Consider the following 13,287-nt stretch of genomic DNA (forward strand, 5'->3'; position numbering starts at 1 on the left):
GAACGAATCTAGCCTAATAGCCGCATAGGCTTGGGTCATCACCAAGAAGCACAACGAAAGGTCGATCATGAACATCACCACCGCCGCCGACGCCACCGCGACACTGCGCCCCGTGTGGCGCGAGGTGCTCTCGACCTCCTACACGGCGCTGGAAAACGCCGTCGCGGGCATCGGCGACGAACAGTGGCAGCTGCCGACCCCGTGCTCGGAATGGAATGTCACGCAGGTGATTCAGCACGCCGCGGGTGACCAGCTCGCCTTCGCGCAGGCCCTCGGTGTCGGAGTCGGGCCCGCCTACAACCCCTTCGACCCCTCCGGAACCATCGACGGCTCGGCCGCCGCTCTGGTGCGCGAGGCGATCGAGCAGACCGCCGCCGCCTGGGCGACCGTCGCCGACGACACCGAGGCCGTCCCGACCCCGCTGCCGCACGGCGCACTGGCGACCCCGGTCGCTGCCGTGATGTGCGCGTTGGATGCCGCCGTGCACGCCTGGGATATCGCGATCGCGACCGGTCGGCCATCGCCGCTGACCGACGAGCTGGCCGGCTACCTGCTGACCGCCGCACGGACCGCGCATCCGGCGCCGGGTAGCGGTGTGGAAGCGGAAATCGTTGAGCCGCTGCGTCAGTGGGGCGCCTATGCCGCGGTGGTCGACGGTGACGCGGGCGACACCGCGGTCGCCGAACTGCTGCGCTACCTGGGCCGCGAGCCGCGCGCGTGAACCGGGTGTGTGCGGGTGTGTCGCGTCGCACCCGCACACCCGGCAGTCGAGTTGTGGTGCGCTTCTTCGCGATCGGTGGCTATCGCGGGTGGCGGACAGCTCGGTGCGACGGATCGGCGGTGCGGTCAGCGCGCGGTGACGAACCCCTGGGCGACCATCCAGTCCCGCGCGACCTCGGCGGGCTCCCGCCCGTCCACATCGACCTGACGGTTCAGTTCGGTGATCGCCTCATTGGTCAGTAGTTTCGAGATGGGCGCCATGATGGTGGCCACCTGGGGGTGCGCGTCGGCGAAAGACTTGCGCATCACCAGTGCCGCATTGTATTTCGGGAAGAAGCCGAGATCGTCCTTCAGCAGCACGAGATCGAGGGCGGGGATGCGGCCGTCGGTGGCGGCGACGGAGCCGAATCGGCATTGCTTGCTGTCGGCGGTGGCCTGATATACCAGGGCGTCCTGCACGATCTGCTTGCGGACCTTGCCGGTATCGATGCCGTATTTGCGGGCCAATCCCGGGAAACCGTCTTGGCGCACATTGAATTCCGTGCCCACGCAGGTGGCCGCCGCGTCCGGGTCGGTATTGCTGAGCCGTGCATAGTCCGACAGCGTCGTCACGCCGGTCTGCTGGGCGGTCCGCCTGCTCATCACCAACGCGTAGGTGTTGTTCATCGGCGCCATATCCGTCCACACGATGTTGTGCGCGGCCAAGTCGGCATCGCGGACCGCTTCGAACTGTCCGATCTCGTCCGGTATCGGGGTCTCGTTGCCGAGGTAATTGATCCAGCCGGTGCCGGTGTATTCGTAGGAGAGATCGATCTGCCCGTGCAGCTGGGCATCGCGCACGCTGTTGGAGCCTTGGATATTCGTGAGATCCCGCACCTGCGCCCCGGCCGCGGACAAGGCGAACTCGATGAGATAGCCGAGGATGTTCTGTTCGGTGAAGTCCTTGGATCCGACGGTGATCGCGACCCCGTCGAGCTCGGGCACCGGGCGGATACTGCCGGGACCAACCCGCAGCGGCACGGCGCCCCCGGATTGCAGACCGCAGGCGGTGATCAGCATGAGTACCGCGACGGCGGCCACCGCGCGCCCATGCCATCCGCGCCTCATGTCAAACCCCGTGGGCCGAGGAACCGTTCGGCCAGCGCGCCCAGCCAGTCGACAAGCAGCGCGAGCGCGACGGCGAGGACCGCGCCGACTACCAGCGTGACGTTGTCGCGCAGCTTGTAGCCGGTGTCGATGAGGATGCCGAGACCGCCCGCGCTGACCAGGAACGACAGCGTCGCGGTGCCGACCGCCAGCACCAGCGAGGTGCGCAGTCCGGCGAGGATATAGGGCACCGCGAGCGGAAACTCTATGCGGCGCAACACCGTCAGCGTCGACATGCCTTGCCCGCGGCCCGCGTCGATGAGAGTTCGGTCCACCTGCTGGTAGCCGAGGATCGTATTGCGCAGCACCGGAAGCAGCGAGTAGAAGGCGATCGGTGCGACGCCGATCCAGAAGCCGGTGGTGCGCGTGGCGAGATAGCAGAGCACGATGAGCCCGATCGCGGGCGCGGCCGCGCCGATATTGGCGATGCCGATGAAAACCGGTGCCAGACGCCGATATCCGGGTCGGGTGAGCAGTGTGCCGAGCGGCACCGCCACCGCGACGACGATCACCACGACCGTCGCGGTGATGAGCACGTGCTGCCAGGTGAGCGTCGCGATATTGGCCACGCTGATGCTCGCCTGCTGGGTGGCGGTGAGGTCACGCCGGAACGCCCACACCAGCACCCCCGCGGTGAGTGCGAGCACGAGCACCGGCTGGACGAGCAGTCGAATGCGTTCCGCGCGACGCTCTGTCGTCAGAGTGCGCCCCGGCTCGACGGTGCCGGGGGCCGTCGCGGACAGTGTGGAGGCAGTCATGTCGTCTCGTCCGCGTCGGCGGTGCTGTGGGTGGCGCGTAACGCCGACAGATGCTCGACGAGCGTGTCGATCGTGATCAGCCCGGCGTACTCACCGCGCCGCCCGGTGACGACCGCGGTCGCCGTCTGCTCGGCGAGTAGCGATTCCAGCGCCTCCTGCAGTGTCGACGGCAGCGACAGCGGCGCGCCGACCGGAGATCCGATGTCGCGCAACGATGTCGCGTGCGCGAGGTGCTCGGCCGACACCCACCGCAATGGACGCCGATGATTATCGAGCACCAGGGCCCACGGCCACTTCCGGCCCGCGAGTGCGGTGCGCAAACCCTCGACTGGATCGTCCTCGGCCGCGGTCGGGCACTGGCCGAGGGTGACATCCCGGACCCTGGTGAGGGTGAGCTGCTTGAGCGAGGCATCCGCGCCGACGAAACCGGCGACGGTCTCGTCCGCGGGATCGGCGAGGACGGCGGCGGGGGTGTCGTATTGCAGAATGCGGGATTGGTTGCCGAGCACCGCGATTCGATCGCCGAGCTTGACCGCCTCGTTGAAATCGTGGGTGACGAACACAATGGTCTTGCCGAGCTCGGCCTGTAGTCGCAGTAGTTCGTCCTGCAGCAGGCCGCGGGTGATGGGATCGACGGCGCCGAACGGTTCGTCCATCAACAGCACTGGGGGATCGGCCGCGAGTGCGCGGGCCACCCCGACCCGCTGCTGCTGGCCGCCCGAGAGCTGCCGGGGATAGCGATGGCGGTAGGTGTCGGGTGGCAGGCCGACCAGGTCGAGCATCTCGTCGGTGCGGGCGGCGATCTTCTTGCGATCCCAGCCGATGAGGCCGGGGACGGTCGCGATGTTCTTGGCGACCGTCATGTGCGGAAACAGGCCGGCCTGCTGAATCGAGTAACCGATCCCGCGCCGCAGCTGGTCGGGGTCGACGGCTGTGACGTCGCGGCCGCCGATGGTGATGGTGCCCGAGGTCGGTTCGATGAGGCGGTTGATCATGCGCATGGTGGTCGTCTTGCCGCAGCCGGATGGCCCGACTAGGACGACGATCTCACCTGCGGGAATGGTCATGGATACATTGTCGACAGACGGATCCTGTTGTCCGGCATAACGTTTGGTGACCGAATCGAGCACTATCTCGACGCCGGAAACCGCCGACTCCGTAGTGTCGCTTCGGATTTCGGTCTCAGTCACGAATTCCCCTCGAGGTGGTGAGGCGGCCGATGATCACGAAGAATCCATCGAGAACCAGGGCAAGGACGACGATGAGGATCGTGCCGACCAGGGCCTGCGGCACGGCATTCGGACTGCCGAGCCTGGCCAGGCCGGAAAAGATCAGATTGCCGAGCCCCGGGCCCTTCGCGTAGGCGGCGATCGCGAGAATGCCCATGATCATCTGGGTGCTGACCCGGATGCCGGTCAGGATCGACGGCCATGCCAGTGGGATCTCGATGCGGGCAAGCACCCGCAGCCGATTCATTCCGACACCGCGCGCGGCATCGACGATCGCCGGATCGACCGAGGCCAGGCCGACGATGGTATTCCGGAGAATCGGCAGCAGCGCGTACAGCACCAGCGCGGTGATCGTCGGTCCGACGCCGAGGCCGAGGAACGGGATCAGCAAGCCGAGCAGCGCGAACGAGGGAACGGTCAGGATGGCGCTCGCCGTCGCTGTCGCCACCGAGGAGCCCAGCGGGCTGCGATAGACCAGCGCGCCGATCACCACCGCGACGATCGTGGCAAGCAGCACCGACTGGACGACCGCCGAAACATGTAGATAGGAATCGGTGAGCAATTGCGCCCGTCGGTTCACCACGAACGTCCACAACGTATCCAGGTCGCACCTCCCCGTCGCCCCCGTGTGCTGGCAGACTATCTCGACTTGCGCTCGGCCGGAGAGGATTCCGGGCGGCCCGGTGTCCGTCGGGAGCCGACAGACTTCTCGCGGGGAATGCCCCGCCCGGTGCGGTCCGAAACCAGCCCTTCGGTGCGGCGCGGCGGTGGCGGGAACCGATCGGGCGGTCTGTTCGTCTAACTGAGCAGGGCCGCGAGTCGGTCCCGATCGACGGGAGGCCGGGGGAGCATGACGGAACAACGGACGGCGCGTCGGCGGCCGCGCTACCGCTGGCTGGTGCTCGGCTTGGTGGTATCGGCACTGGTCGCTGCGGGTGTGGTGGGCGTGCGCCTGTGGCTGGTGCAGGAGTACTACCAGAGCACCGGACGGTTCACGCCGATCGCCGCCGGATACCAGCCGCGCACCGGTGACGTGCTGCTCTACGGTCCGGCCAGCCCGTTCTCTCAGCACACCAATATCGTGCTGACCGCGGGCGACGGAGTCGTCACCACGATGGGCGGAAACGAGTTCGGCGATATCCGCATGCACCGTTTCGACCTGGCCGAAGTGCCCGATATCGTCGGATTCGGCAGGCTGTGACCGTCGCAGCGCGTGTGCGCGGTCGGCGGGTCTGCGGGCACCACCTAAAATAGGTCCGGCGGCGCCCGGCAGCGCCGCTCGGCCCCTGTCCTGCTACCCCCTCATCAGCAGGACAGGGACCACCTAATAGCACTTGCCGGCCCGGAGTCCGACAGCCGCGCGGGGCGGTCGCGGCGAGCTGGGCGTGGGGGTCAGCGGTTTCCGTCGTAGTGCCGGCCCGCCGGTGGCCGAGGGCCGACGCGAGGCAGCCGCTGGAGCGCCGCGGCGAGCGGATACGAGGCGGCCGCTGGAGCGCCGGGCCGAACAGAAGCGACGTAGCCGCTGGAGCGCCGTGCCGAGCGGAGGTGAGGCAGCCGGCTGATGAGCGGCACCTGCGGTCGGGGGCCGGGTGTGGCGGGTCGCGTACCGTGTCGGGTGTCCGTTGACAAGGTGAGGGTTTCGGAACATCTGATGCAGCCGACCGACCACACGAGCGCCGATCCGGTCTGGATCGAGTACGCCGATTTCGGGGAACGTTTCCTCACCCACGCGGTGACGGAGGCCAGGATCGTTGCCGCGGTGTCCGGTATGGCGGGACGTGGGATGGCGATCGGGCCGTTCTCGGTCGGCCCCGCCGGTCTGGCCGGATTCGTCGCCGAAGGCAAGGTCGGCCAGCCGGTGGTGCTACGCAGCGGCCCGAACCTGACTTTCGAAGTCACGGTGCCGGTTTCGCTGTCGGTGCAGGTCCTGCTCGGCGGCAGGAAGCTGCGGCTGGAGGCGGTCGTCGAGATCGATCTCACGCTGCACGCGCACACCGCCGATCCGTTGCTCATCGTCATCGACGTCCCGCCGATCACCTCGCGCGATGTCAGCTTCGTGTTGCGGGCTCGCGCCATCGAGACGGCCTGGGAATGGCTGCTCGACCCCATCGCCGGAGTGGTGCAGCGTGAGGTCGCCAATCGGGTGAACGCGATGCTGGCCGATCCGCAGGGGCGGCGCGGCCGGGTCTTCGACATCGAGGCGATGATCGACGGAGTGCGCTCCGCGCATGCGACGCAGACGACGTTCGACTGGATCGACTACGGCGAATTCGGCCGCCGGTTCTTCGCCCGCATCGTGACCAGGGAGCGCGTCTTCGATGTGGTGGAGCGGCTGGCGGGCCGTCCGATCGAGATCGGACCGCTGCGGACCGGTCCGCGCAACTCGGCCACCGTCACGGTGCGCGGGTCGGTGCGGGTGCCGCAGCTGGCGGATCGGTCGGACGACGCGGTGTCCTTCGATCTGGTGGTGCCGGTGAGCCTCGACATCACCGTCGAGGTGCTGAAGGCGAATCGCTATCGTGCCGACGTCGAGATTCCGCTGGTGCTGACCGCGCGGGCGGCCGATCCGCTGCTGGTGGTCATCGATGTCCCGCCGCCGGACTCCTCGGACATCCGGCTGGAGTTCAAGGCCAGCGGCATGCGGGCGGCCACCCTCGGTGCGCTCGCGGGGATCAGAAAGCAGGTCGTCGCCCAGGTGGCCGGGGTCGTGCGCCAGGAACTGGCCGACAGTTCGGGCCGGACGATCGATGTCGCCGCACGCATCGACGGCGTGGCCTGAACCGATCCGCGGCACTCGGAACCGACTATGCGGTCAACTCCTGTGGCGAGAGTGGTTTGTGTTTCCGATGGGTCTAGCGGTTCCCATGTGAATATGGTGAAATGAGTGCACGTTCGAGGCTCCCGGCGCGTGAGTGACTTCTGGGGAAGGTGCGCCGGGCACGCTGCTATTCCATATCGGGGTTGCGCGAAGGAGTCCTGCGATGCGTTCCTTTCCTGTGTCCCGCCGCGAGCTGTTCGTCTATGCCGCTGCCACCGCCGCTCTCGGAGCGGCCGTCAGCGCGCCGAACGCCGCGGCAAGTGGAGTCATCGGCACCATGGTCGACTACGCGGGCGGGGTTCCGTCGGCAACGGCGATCCGGGATGCCGGCCATATCGGTGTGATCAGGTACGTGTCGGATCGCCGTCCCGGCGCCGAATGGATGGAGGGCAAGCCGCTGCTGGCGCGTGAGGTCGATCAGCTGCACGCCGCGGGCCTGACCATCGTCTCGAACTACCAGTACGGCAAAGCCCAGACCGCGGATTGGCGCGGCGGGCTGGAGGCGGGCAAGAGGCACGCCACGCGGGGGCTGGAACTGCACCTCGCCGCGGGCGGACCGGAGAACCGGCCGATCTATGCCTCGATCGACGACAACCCGACGCCCGTCGACTTCGCCACCATGATCGCGCCGTATCTGCTCGGCTGGGAGTCGGTGGTCGGCAAGGAGAACACCGGCATCTACGCGAACGCGCCGACCATCGGACTGGCGCGCGCCGCGGGCCTCGGTTCCTGGTATTGGCAGCACAATTGGGGCACCCCGAAGGGTTTCGTGCACCCGGTGGCGCATCTGCATCAGATCGAGATCGACAAGCGGTCCATCGATGGTGTCGGCGTCGACGTCAACAACGTGCTGCGGCCGGAGTACGGGCAGTGGTGAATTGACCGCTGCCCGCCTGGGCGGCGACAGCAGACGGCCGCTCGCTCAGGTCTGGCAGTGGCAGGTGGGCGCCAGGCGCAGCTCGGGCTCGTCGTCGGGGACGACGCGCAGCATGGGCCGACTCTCCGGCGCCTGGTGATCGCCGAGCCAGGAGAACAGCGACCAGCGCGACAGGCCGGAGAAGGCCGAACCGACACTGGCGAACGAGCCCGAGGAAATCACCGACCCGAACGATCCGACCGAGCCGATCGATAGCACCGAGCCGATGCTGCCGATCGACAGGATCGAGTACGCGGAGCCGATGGACAGGATCGAGCCCTCGGAACGGAAAGACAAAATCGATCGCCGCGAGCGCCTGCTTCGGATCGAGCGCCCGCGCTGCGTGGAATTCGTGCTCGCAATCGAATTATTGCGCCGTAGCGACACTTCGACGGTAGCCATGGCTTCGGTCTACCACAGCGCGGTGCTGTTGCGCACTATCGCAGGCGATTCGCCCGTGTGTCGACCTGCGGGAACCCGGCTGTGGATACGGCGAAGCCCGGCGGTCCGGATGGACGCGCCGGGCTTCGGAGAATCATGCGACGGTGAAGAAACCCAGCGTCGGCAGGAACGAGCAGGTGCGCGGAGCGGCGTCGGCGGCCTGGGTGGTCAGCGAGCCGGAGACCACCGCGACGACGCGGCCGAAGCCGGTGTCGGCGATCGCGGACAGGGTGGCCGGACCGTCGGGGTTGATCTTCGCCTCGTCGGTCAGCGGCAGGACGCCCGACTTGCGGGTGTCCAGGTTCATCCACTGGACGGTCATCGGCGGGTTCTGCACCGGCGTCGGCGACTTGGTGCCGAGCGCGGTGAACACGAACCCGGCCTGACCGGCCTGCGGTCCCGGCGGCGGCAGCTGGGCCGGGCCGGGCACAGCGAGCGCGGTACCGATGGAATCGGCGGTCGGGCTGATGCAGCCCTTGCCGATGGTGGGGTAGAGGAACTGGGCGATAACCGGTCCGCCGTCCTTCGGAATCTCCGGTCCGCCACCGCCGCTGCCGTCCAGGAAGGTAATGATCTTTTCCAGGGTGGACTTGATCTGCGGCGGCAGGTTGATGGCGGCGAGCAGCCTGCGGGCCTGATCGAGCAGCATGCCCTGCAGGCCGCCCGCGATCGGCTTGGCGTCGGCCGGGCCCGCGATCGCGCCCACAATGGCCGGCGCCATCGCGGCGAGCACATCGATCGGGACGCCCTCGGGCACCATCGGGACATTGTTCGGAACCGCCGCAGGAGCGGGCGCCGGGGCCGCGACAGCTGTCATCGGCGCAGCAAGCGAAGCGCTCGCCGTGATGGCGAGTGCGGACAATACGATCCGCGATCCTCGGGTGCGAAGCACTGGTCTAGCCGTCCTTACCTCGGGTACATCTGGAGTTCGATGCTGAAAAGCCATCGTTTCGGGGTCACTCTAGGGACACGGTTGCATGTTGTACAGCCGCAGTATCCCGACAGCGCGTTGGACGATCAGTGTTATCAGACGTTAGCGCCGAATTGTGTTACAGAAGTGATTGGTGATGCAAATGTTATCTGTGATTCGAGGGCATCACCGCCCCACTCCGGGCTGCGGCTAATCTAATCGGAGCCTTCAGATCTTGTCGCCGAACGCCCGAATGTCCGCGGGTCGCAGGCCGACGACCTGCCGCCCCGACTCGAAAGCCTGCGAATTGAACCGACGCCTACAGCTGGCTGTGTCAGCGCTGGGTCTGTCCGTGCTGGCCAGGCTGTTATGGATGTTGCTGTCGACGAACGGCATGAATCTCGTCGACCTGCACGTCTATGTCGACGGATCGGCCTCGTTGATCACCGATGGGCTCTACGACTTCACCTACGCCGAGAAAACGCCGGACTTCCCGCTGCCCTTCACCTATCCGCCGTTCGCGGCCCTGGTGTTCTTCCCGCTGCACTACCTTCCGTTCACAGTGGTCGCGGTGCTGTGGCTGCTCGCCACGGTCGCGGCGCTCTACGGCGTGGTGTGGATAAGCCTCGAGCTGATTCTCGGCGAGCAGCGGGTCCGCGAACCTGGCTGGCGGACTGCGGCCCTCGCCTGGACCGCGGTCGGCGTGTGGCTGGAACCGGTGCGAACCACCATCGATTACGGGCAGGTCAACGTCTTCCTGGTGCTCGGCGCCATGATCGCGGTGCGCAGTGCGCGGTGGTGGCTGTCGGGTCTGCTCGTCGGCGTCATCGCGGGTATCAAGCTGACCCCGGCGATCACCGGGTTGTATTTCGTCGCCCGCCGCCGCTGGGGCACCGTGATCTGCTCGGCGGTGGCCTTCGGCGCGACGGTCGGGGTCAGCTTCCTGATCGCGCACACCGAGGCGAAGCGCTACTTCGGCACATTGCTCGGCGACGCGAGCCGGATCGGGCCGGTCGGCTCGGTATGGAACCAGTCGCTGCGCGGCACCCTCAGTCGCATCCTCGGCTACGACGTCGAATCCGGGCCGTGGTGGATGGCGGCCGTGCTGGTCGTCGCCGTGCTCGCGTTCCTCGCTTGGCGCACACTGGGTTCCGACGACCGGATGGGCACCCTGATCATGGTGCAGCTGTTCGGGCTGATGGTCTCGCCCATCTCCTGGTCACACCATTTCGTATGGCTGCTGCCGACGGTGCTGTGGCTGGTCTACGGTCCGCTGCGTACGGTCGCGGGCGCCCGGCTCATCGCGGGCTACTGGCTGGTGACGATGTTGATCGGCGTGCCGTGGGTGCTCTCGTTCGCCCAGAAGTCGATCTGGACCATTTCGCGACCGGGCGTGTTGTCCTGGCTCGGCGCGGTCGACGCGCTCGGCGTGCTCGTGCTGTTCGGTTGGATGATCTGGCACGGACGCGCGGTGCTGCGCGCGGATGCCGAGTCGGTGCGGCGGCGGCTGCGGACGTTTCCGAAGGCGTCGTCGGCGGACCGAAGCGCCGTCGGTGAGCGGGAGCTGCGTCGCGCCGCCGCCGACTAGTGGCCGAGACTCAGCTCGCGGCCAATCGATCGATCTGATGGGCCAGCATCATGTCGCGGCCGGTGAGTCCGCCCGCGGAGTGGGTCGACAGTGCGAAAGTGACCCGGCGCCAGCGAATATCGATATCCGGGTGGTGGTCGGCGGCCTCCGCGGCGTCGGCAACCCGCCGCACCAGCTCGATACCGTCGAGAAAGGTCGGCGCCTTGATCGTGCGGGTGATGGTGTCGCCGGAGCGTTGCCAGTCGGGCAGGTCGGACAGCGCGTCGTCGATATCGGCGTCGGACAAGAGTTCGGTAGCCATGGTCCAAGTATCCGCGCGGATCAGGCGGCGCGGGCTTTCTTGAGGCCCTTCTTCAGCTCTTTACCGCAGCAACCAGCGGCTTCGAGGCGTTTCATCCGCATAATGACAACAGGGCATTTCAGGCAGCGCGTCTTCTTGCGACAGCACTTCTTCTTGGGTTTCAGACTCGAAACCTTCTTTGCCTTGACCTTGCCCATGGTTGGTTAGCATACCCTTAGTGGGGCGCGTGGTCTGCGGCGCGCCTGGATACCGGTAGTCTGTTACTGGCCGCAATGCCCGGTGAGTATCGATTCTCCACCTGTTTGCAGGGGTCGGCCCGCACCAACACCAACAGCAGGAGGATTAGGCGTGTCGTCTGCACGCGATTTTCGCAACGTCGCCATCGTGGCCCACGTCGACCACGGTAAGACGACGCTGGTCGACGCCATGCTGCGCCAGTCAGGAGCCTTTGCCGAACGAGCTGAGCTCGTCGACAGGGTGATGGACTCCGGCGACCTGGAGCGCGAGAAGGGCATCACCATTCTCGCCAAGAACACCGCTGTCCACCGGCACCACCCGGATGGCTCGGTGACCGTGATCAACGTCATCGACACGCCCGGCCACGCCGACTTCGGTGGTGAGGTCGAACGCGGCCTCTCCATGGTCGACGGCGTCGTGCTGCTGGTCGACGCGTCCGAGGGGCCACTGCCGCAGACCCGGTTCGTGCTGCGTAAAGCACTGGCCGCGTCGCTTCCGGTGATCCTGGTCGTCAACAAGACCGACCGCCCCGACGCCCGCATCGAGGAGGTTGTCGAGGAGAGTCACGATCTGTTGCTCGATCTGGCCTCCGACCTCGACGACGCCGCCGCCGAGGCCGCCGAGCTCGCACTGGACCTGCCGGTTCTGTACGCGTCGGGCCGTGAGGGCAAGGCGTCCAAGGAACGTCCCGAGAACGGGAACGCGCCGGACGCCGAGAACCTCGACGCGCTGTTCGACGTGCTGCTGGAGTACATCCCGGCGCCCAAGAGCAATGCGGCCGCGCCCCTACAGGCGCACGTCACCAACCTCGACGCTTCCGCCTTCCTCGGTCGTCTCGCGCTGGTGCGCATCTACGCCGGTGAGCTGCGCAAGGGTCAGAACGTCGCGTGGATGCACGCCGATGGCGTCAAGACCGTCAAGATCACCGAACTGCTGCAGACGATCGGTGTCGAGCGTCAGCCCGGCGAGGTCGCCGTGGCCGGTGACATCGTCGCCATCGCGGGCATCCCGGAGATCATGATCGGCGACACGCTCGCCGATCCGGACAATCCGGTCGCGCTGCCGCGCATCACCGTCGACGAGCCTGCGATCTCGGTCACAATCGGCACCAACACCTCGCCGCTCGTCGGCCGGGTGCAGGGCCACAAGCTGACCGCACGCATGGTGAAGTCGCGCCTTGATCAGGAACTGGTCGGCAACGTCTCGCTGCGTGTCCTCGACATCGGCCGTCCGGACGCCTGGGAGGTGCAGGGTCGTGGTGAGCTGGCGCTGGCCATCCTGGTCGAGCAGATGCGCCGCGAGGGCTTCGAGCTGACCGTCGGCAAGCCGCAGGTGGTCACCAAGCAGGTCGACGGCAAGATTCACGAGCCGTTCGAAGAGCTGACCGTCGATTGCCCGGACGAGTATCTCGGCGCGATCACCCAGCTGCTGGCCGCCCGCAAGGGCAAAATGGTGCAGATGACCAACCACAGCGCGGGCTGGGTGCGGATGGAGTTCATCGTCCCGTCGCGCGGTCTGATCGGTTTCCGCACCGACTTCCTCACCGAAACCCGCGGCACCGGCATCGCCAACGCCGTCTCCCACGGCTACGCGCCATGGGCCGGTGAGATCCGGGCGCGGCACACCGGTGCGCTGGTCTCCGACCGAGCAGGCTCGGTGACGCCGTTCGCCATGATCCAGCTCTCCGACCGCGGCCAGTTCTTCGTCGAACCGGGCGCGGACACCTACGAGGGCATGGTCGTCGGCATCAACCCGCGCGCCGAGGATCTCGACATCAACGTCACCCGCGAGAAGAAGCTGACCAACATGCGCAGCTCCACCGCGGATGTATTCGAAACCCTCGCCAAGCCGTTGCAGCTCGATCTCGAGGCCGCGATGGAGTTCTGCTCGGACGACGAGTGCGTCGAGGTCACACCGGAGGTGGTCCGGGTCCGCAAGGTCATCCTCGGCGCCACCGAACGCGGACGCGAACTGTCGCGGCGCAAGGCTCGGGACCGGGCCGCGTTGTAATTGCCGGACCGCCTGGCCGGACCTTTCGATGATCCGGCTGTCGCGTACTCCTGGCGATGTACCGAAAGACACTGGGGAGCGAATCATGAGAATGGTTCGCTCCCCAGTTCTATTCAAGGATCGCGACGCTTGTCGCGCAATGGATTTCGTGTAGCTACATGTGGAGCATCAGCGAAATGCAGAGCCTGATGATTATCACCGCTCGACGCGGTA

At 66.9% G+C, this 13,287-nt stretch carries 14 protein-coding genes; 6 read left to right on the plus strand and 8 right to left on the minus strand.

The window, feature by feature from the left end; all coding sequences use genetic code 11:
• Window positions 1–67: 67 nt before the first annotated feature.
• The gene (locus ACFU4Z_RS19795; RefSeq protein ID WP_379064972.1) at window positions 68–721 is read left to right on the plus strand and encodes a TIGR03086 family metal-binding protein; all 654 of its coding nucleotides are present in this window, start codon (window positions 68–70) and stop codon (window positions 719–721) included.
• 125 nt (window positions 722–846) lie between these two features.
• Here the strand turns inward: ACFU4Z_RS19795 and ACFU4Z_RS19800 are convergent, their stop codons facing one another.
• Genes ACFU4Z_RS19800 through ACFU4Z_RS19815 form a run of 4 tightly spaced genes read right to left on the minus strand, consistent with a single transcriptional unit; the run spans window position 847 to window position 4,457 of the window.
• Window positions 847–1,827, minus strand: a complete 981-nt coding sequence (locus ACFU4Z_RS19800) for a glycine betaine ABC transporter substrate-binding protein (RefSeq protein WP_379064974.1) — start codon at window positions 1,825–1,827, stop codon at window positions 847–849.
• Window positions 1,824–2,624 (minus strand): ABC transporter permease, encoded by an 801-nt coding sequence (locus ACFU4Z_RS19805; protein WP_379064976.1) that lies wholly within the window; start codon window positions 2,622–2,624, stop codon window positions 1,824–1,826. The genes ACFU4Z_RS19800 and ACFU4Z_RS19805 overlap by 4 nt, the downstream gene beginning before the upstream one ends.
• On the minus strand, window positions 2,621–3,814 hold the full coding sequence (locus ACFU4Z_RS19810; protein ID WP_379064978.1) for an ABC transporter ATP-binding protein: 1,194 nt from the start codon (window positions 3,812–3,814) through the stop codon (window positions 2,621–2,623). The genes ACFU4Z_RS19805 and ACFU4Z_RS19810 overlap by 4 nt, the downstream gene beginning before the upstream one ends.
• Entirely contained in the window at window positions 3,807–4,457 is a 651-nt protein-coding gene (locus ACFU4Z_RS19815) for an ABC transporter permease (RefSeq protein ID WP_379065382.1), read from the minus strand. Before ACFU4Z_RS19815 ends, ACFU4Z_RS19810 begins: the two co-directional genes overlap by 8 nt.
• Window positions 4,458–4,703: 246 nt before the next feature.
• Between ACFU4Z_RS19815 and ACFU4Z_RS19820 the strand changes: the two genes are divergently transcribed.
• From ACFU4Z_RS19820 to ACFU4Z_RS19830, 3 genes are all read left to right on the plus strand, one after another.
• Window positions 4,704–5,054 (plus strand): hypothetical protein, encoded by a 351-nt coding sequence (locus ACFU4Z_RS19820; RefSeq protein WP_379064980.1) that lies wholly within the window; start codon window positions 4,704–4,706, stop codon window positions 5,052–5,054.
• Between the two features lie 429 nt (window positions 5,055–5,483).
• Complete coding sequence (locus tag ACFU4Z_RS19825) at window positions 5,484–6,632, plus strand: hypothetical protein (protein ID WP_379064982.1); 1,149 nt, start codon at window positions 5,484–5,486, stop codon at window positions 6,630–6,632.
• 202 nt (window positions 6,633–6,834) lie between these two features.
• Entirely contained in the window at window positions 6,835–7,548 is a 714-nt protein-coding gene (locus tag ACFU4Z_RS19830) for a DUF1906 domain-containing protein (protein WP_379064984.1), read from the plus strand.
• Window positions 7,549–7,593: 45 nt separating this feature from the next.
• On the opposite strand, the gene ACFU4Z_RS19835 is transcribed toward ACFU4Z_RS19830, so the two are convergent.
• Together ACFU4Z_RS19835 and ACFU4Z_RS19840 are read right to left on the minus strand one after the other, a co-directional pair.
• A complete protein-coding gene (locus ACFU4Z_RS19835) occupies window positions 7,594–7,989 on the minus strand; it encodes a hypothetical protein (protein WP_379064985.1) in 396 nt (131 codons plus the stop codon).
• A gap of 133 nt (window positions 7,990–8,122) precedes the next feature.
• Window positions 8,123–8,920, minus strand: a complete 798-nt coding sequence (locus ACFU4Z_RS19840; protein WP_379064987.1) for a hypothetical protein — start codon at window positions 8,918–8,920, stop codon at window positions 8,123–8,125.
• 271 nt (window positions 8,921–9,191) lie between these two features.
• Here ACFU4Z_RS19840 and ACFU4Z_RS19845 point away from each other — a divergent pair, with 271 nt between their 5' ends.
• Window positions 9,192–10,526: a mannosyltransferase gene (locus tag ACFU4Z_RS19845; RefSeq protein ID WP_379065385.1), complete on the plus strand. Its 1,335-nt coding sequence runs from the start codon at window positions 9,192–9,194 to the stop codon at window positions 10,524–10,526.
• A 10-nt stretch (window positions 10,527–10,536) separates the two neighbouring features.
• On the opposite strand, the gene ACFU4Z_RS19850 is transcribed toward ACFU4Z_RS19845, so the two are convergent.
• Complete coding sequence (locus ACFU4Z_RS19850) at window positions 10,537–10,827, minus strand: 4a-hydroxytetrahydrobiopterin dehydratase (protein ID WP_379064989.1); 291 nt, start codon at window positions 10,825–10,827, stop codon at window positions 10,537–10,539.
• 20 nt (window positions 10,828–10,847) lie between these two features.
• Window positions 10,848–11,024, minus strand: a complete 177-nt coding sequence (locus tag ACFU4Z_RS19855; RefSeq protein WP_085998628.1) for a hypothetical protein — start codon at window positions 11,022–11,024, stop codon at window positions 10,848–10,850.
• Window positions 11,025–11,175: 151 nt separating this feature from the next.
• Between ACFU4Z_RS19855 and typA the strand changes: the two genes are divergently transcribed.
• On the plus strand, window positions 11,176–13,074 hold the full coding sequence (gene typA, locus ACFU4Z_RS19860) for a translational GTPase TypA (protein ID WP_379064991.1): 1,899 nt from the start codon (window positions 11,176–11,178) through the stop codon (window positions 13,072–13,074).
• Window positions 13,075–13,287: the final 213 nt, after the last annotated feature.

Origin of the sequence: Nocardia sp. NPDC057440 (genome assembly GCF_042802915.1) — a bacterium.
GTDB lineage: Bacteria > Actinomycetota > Actinomycetes > Mycobacteriales > Mycobacteriaceae > Nocardia.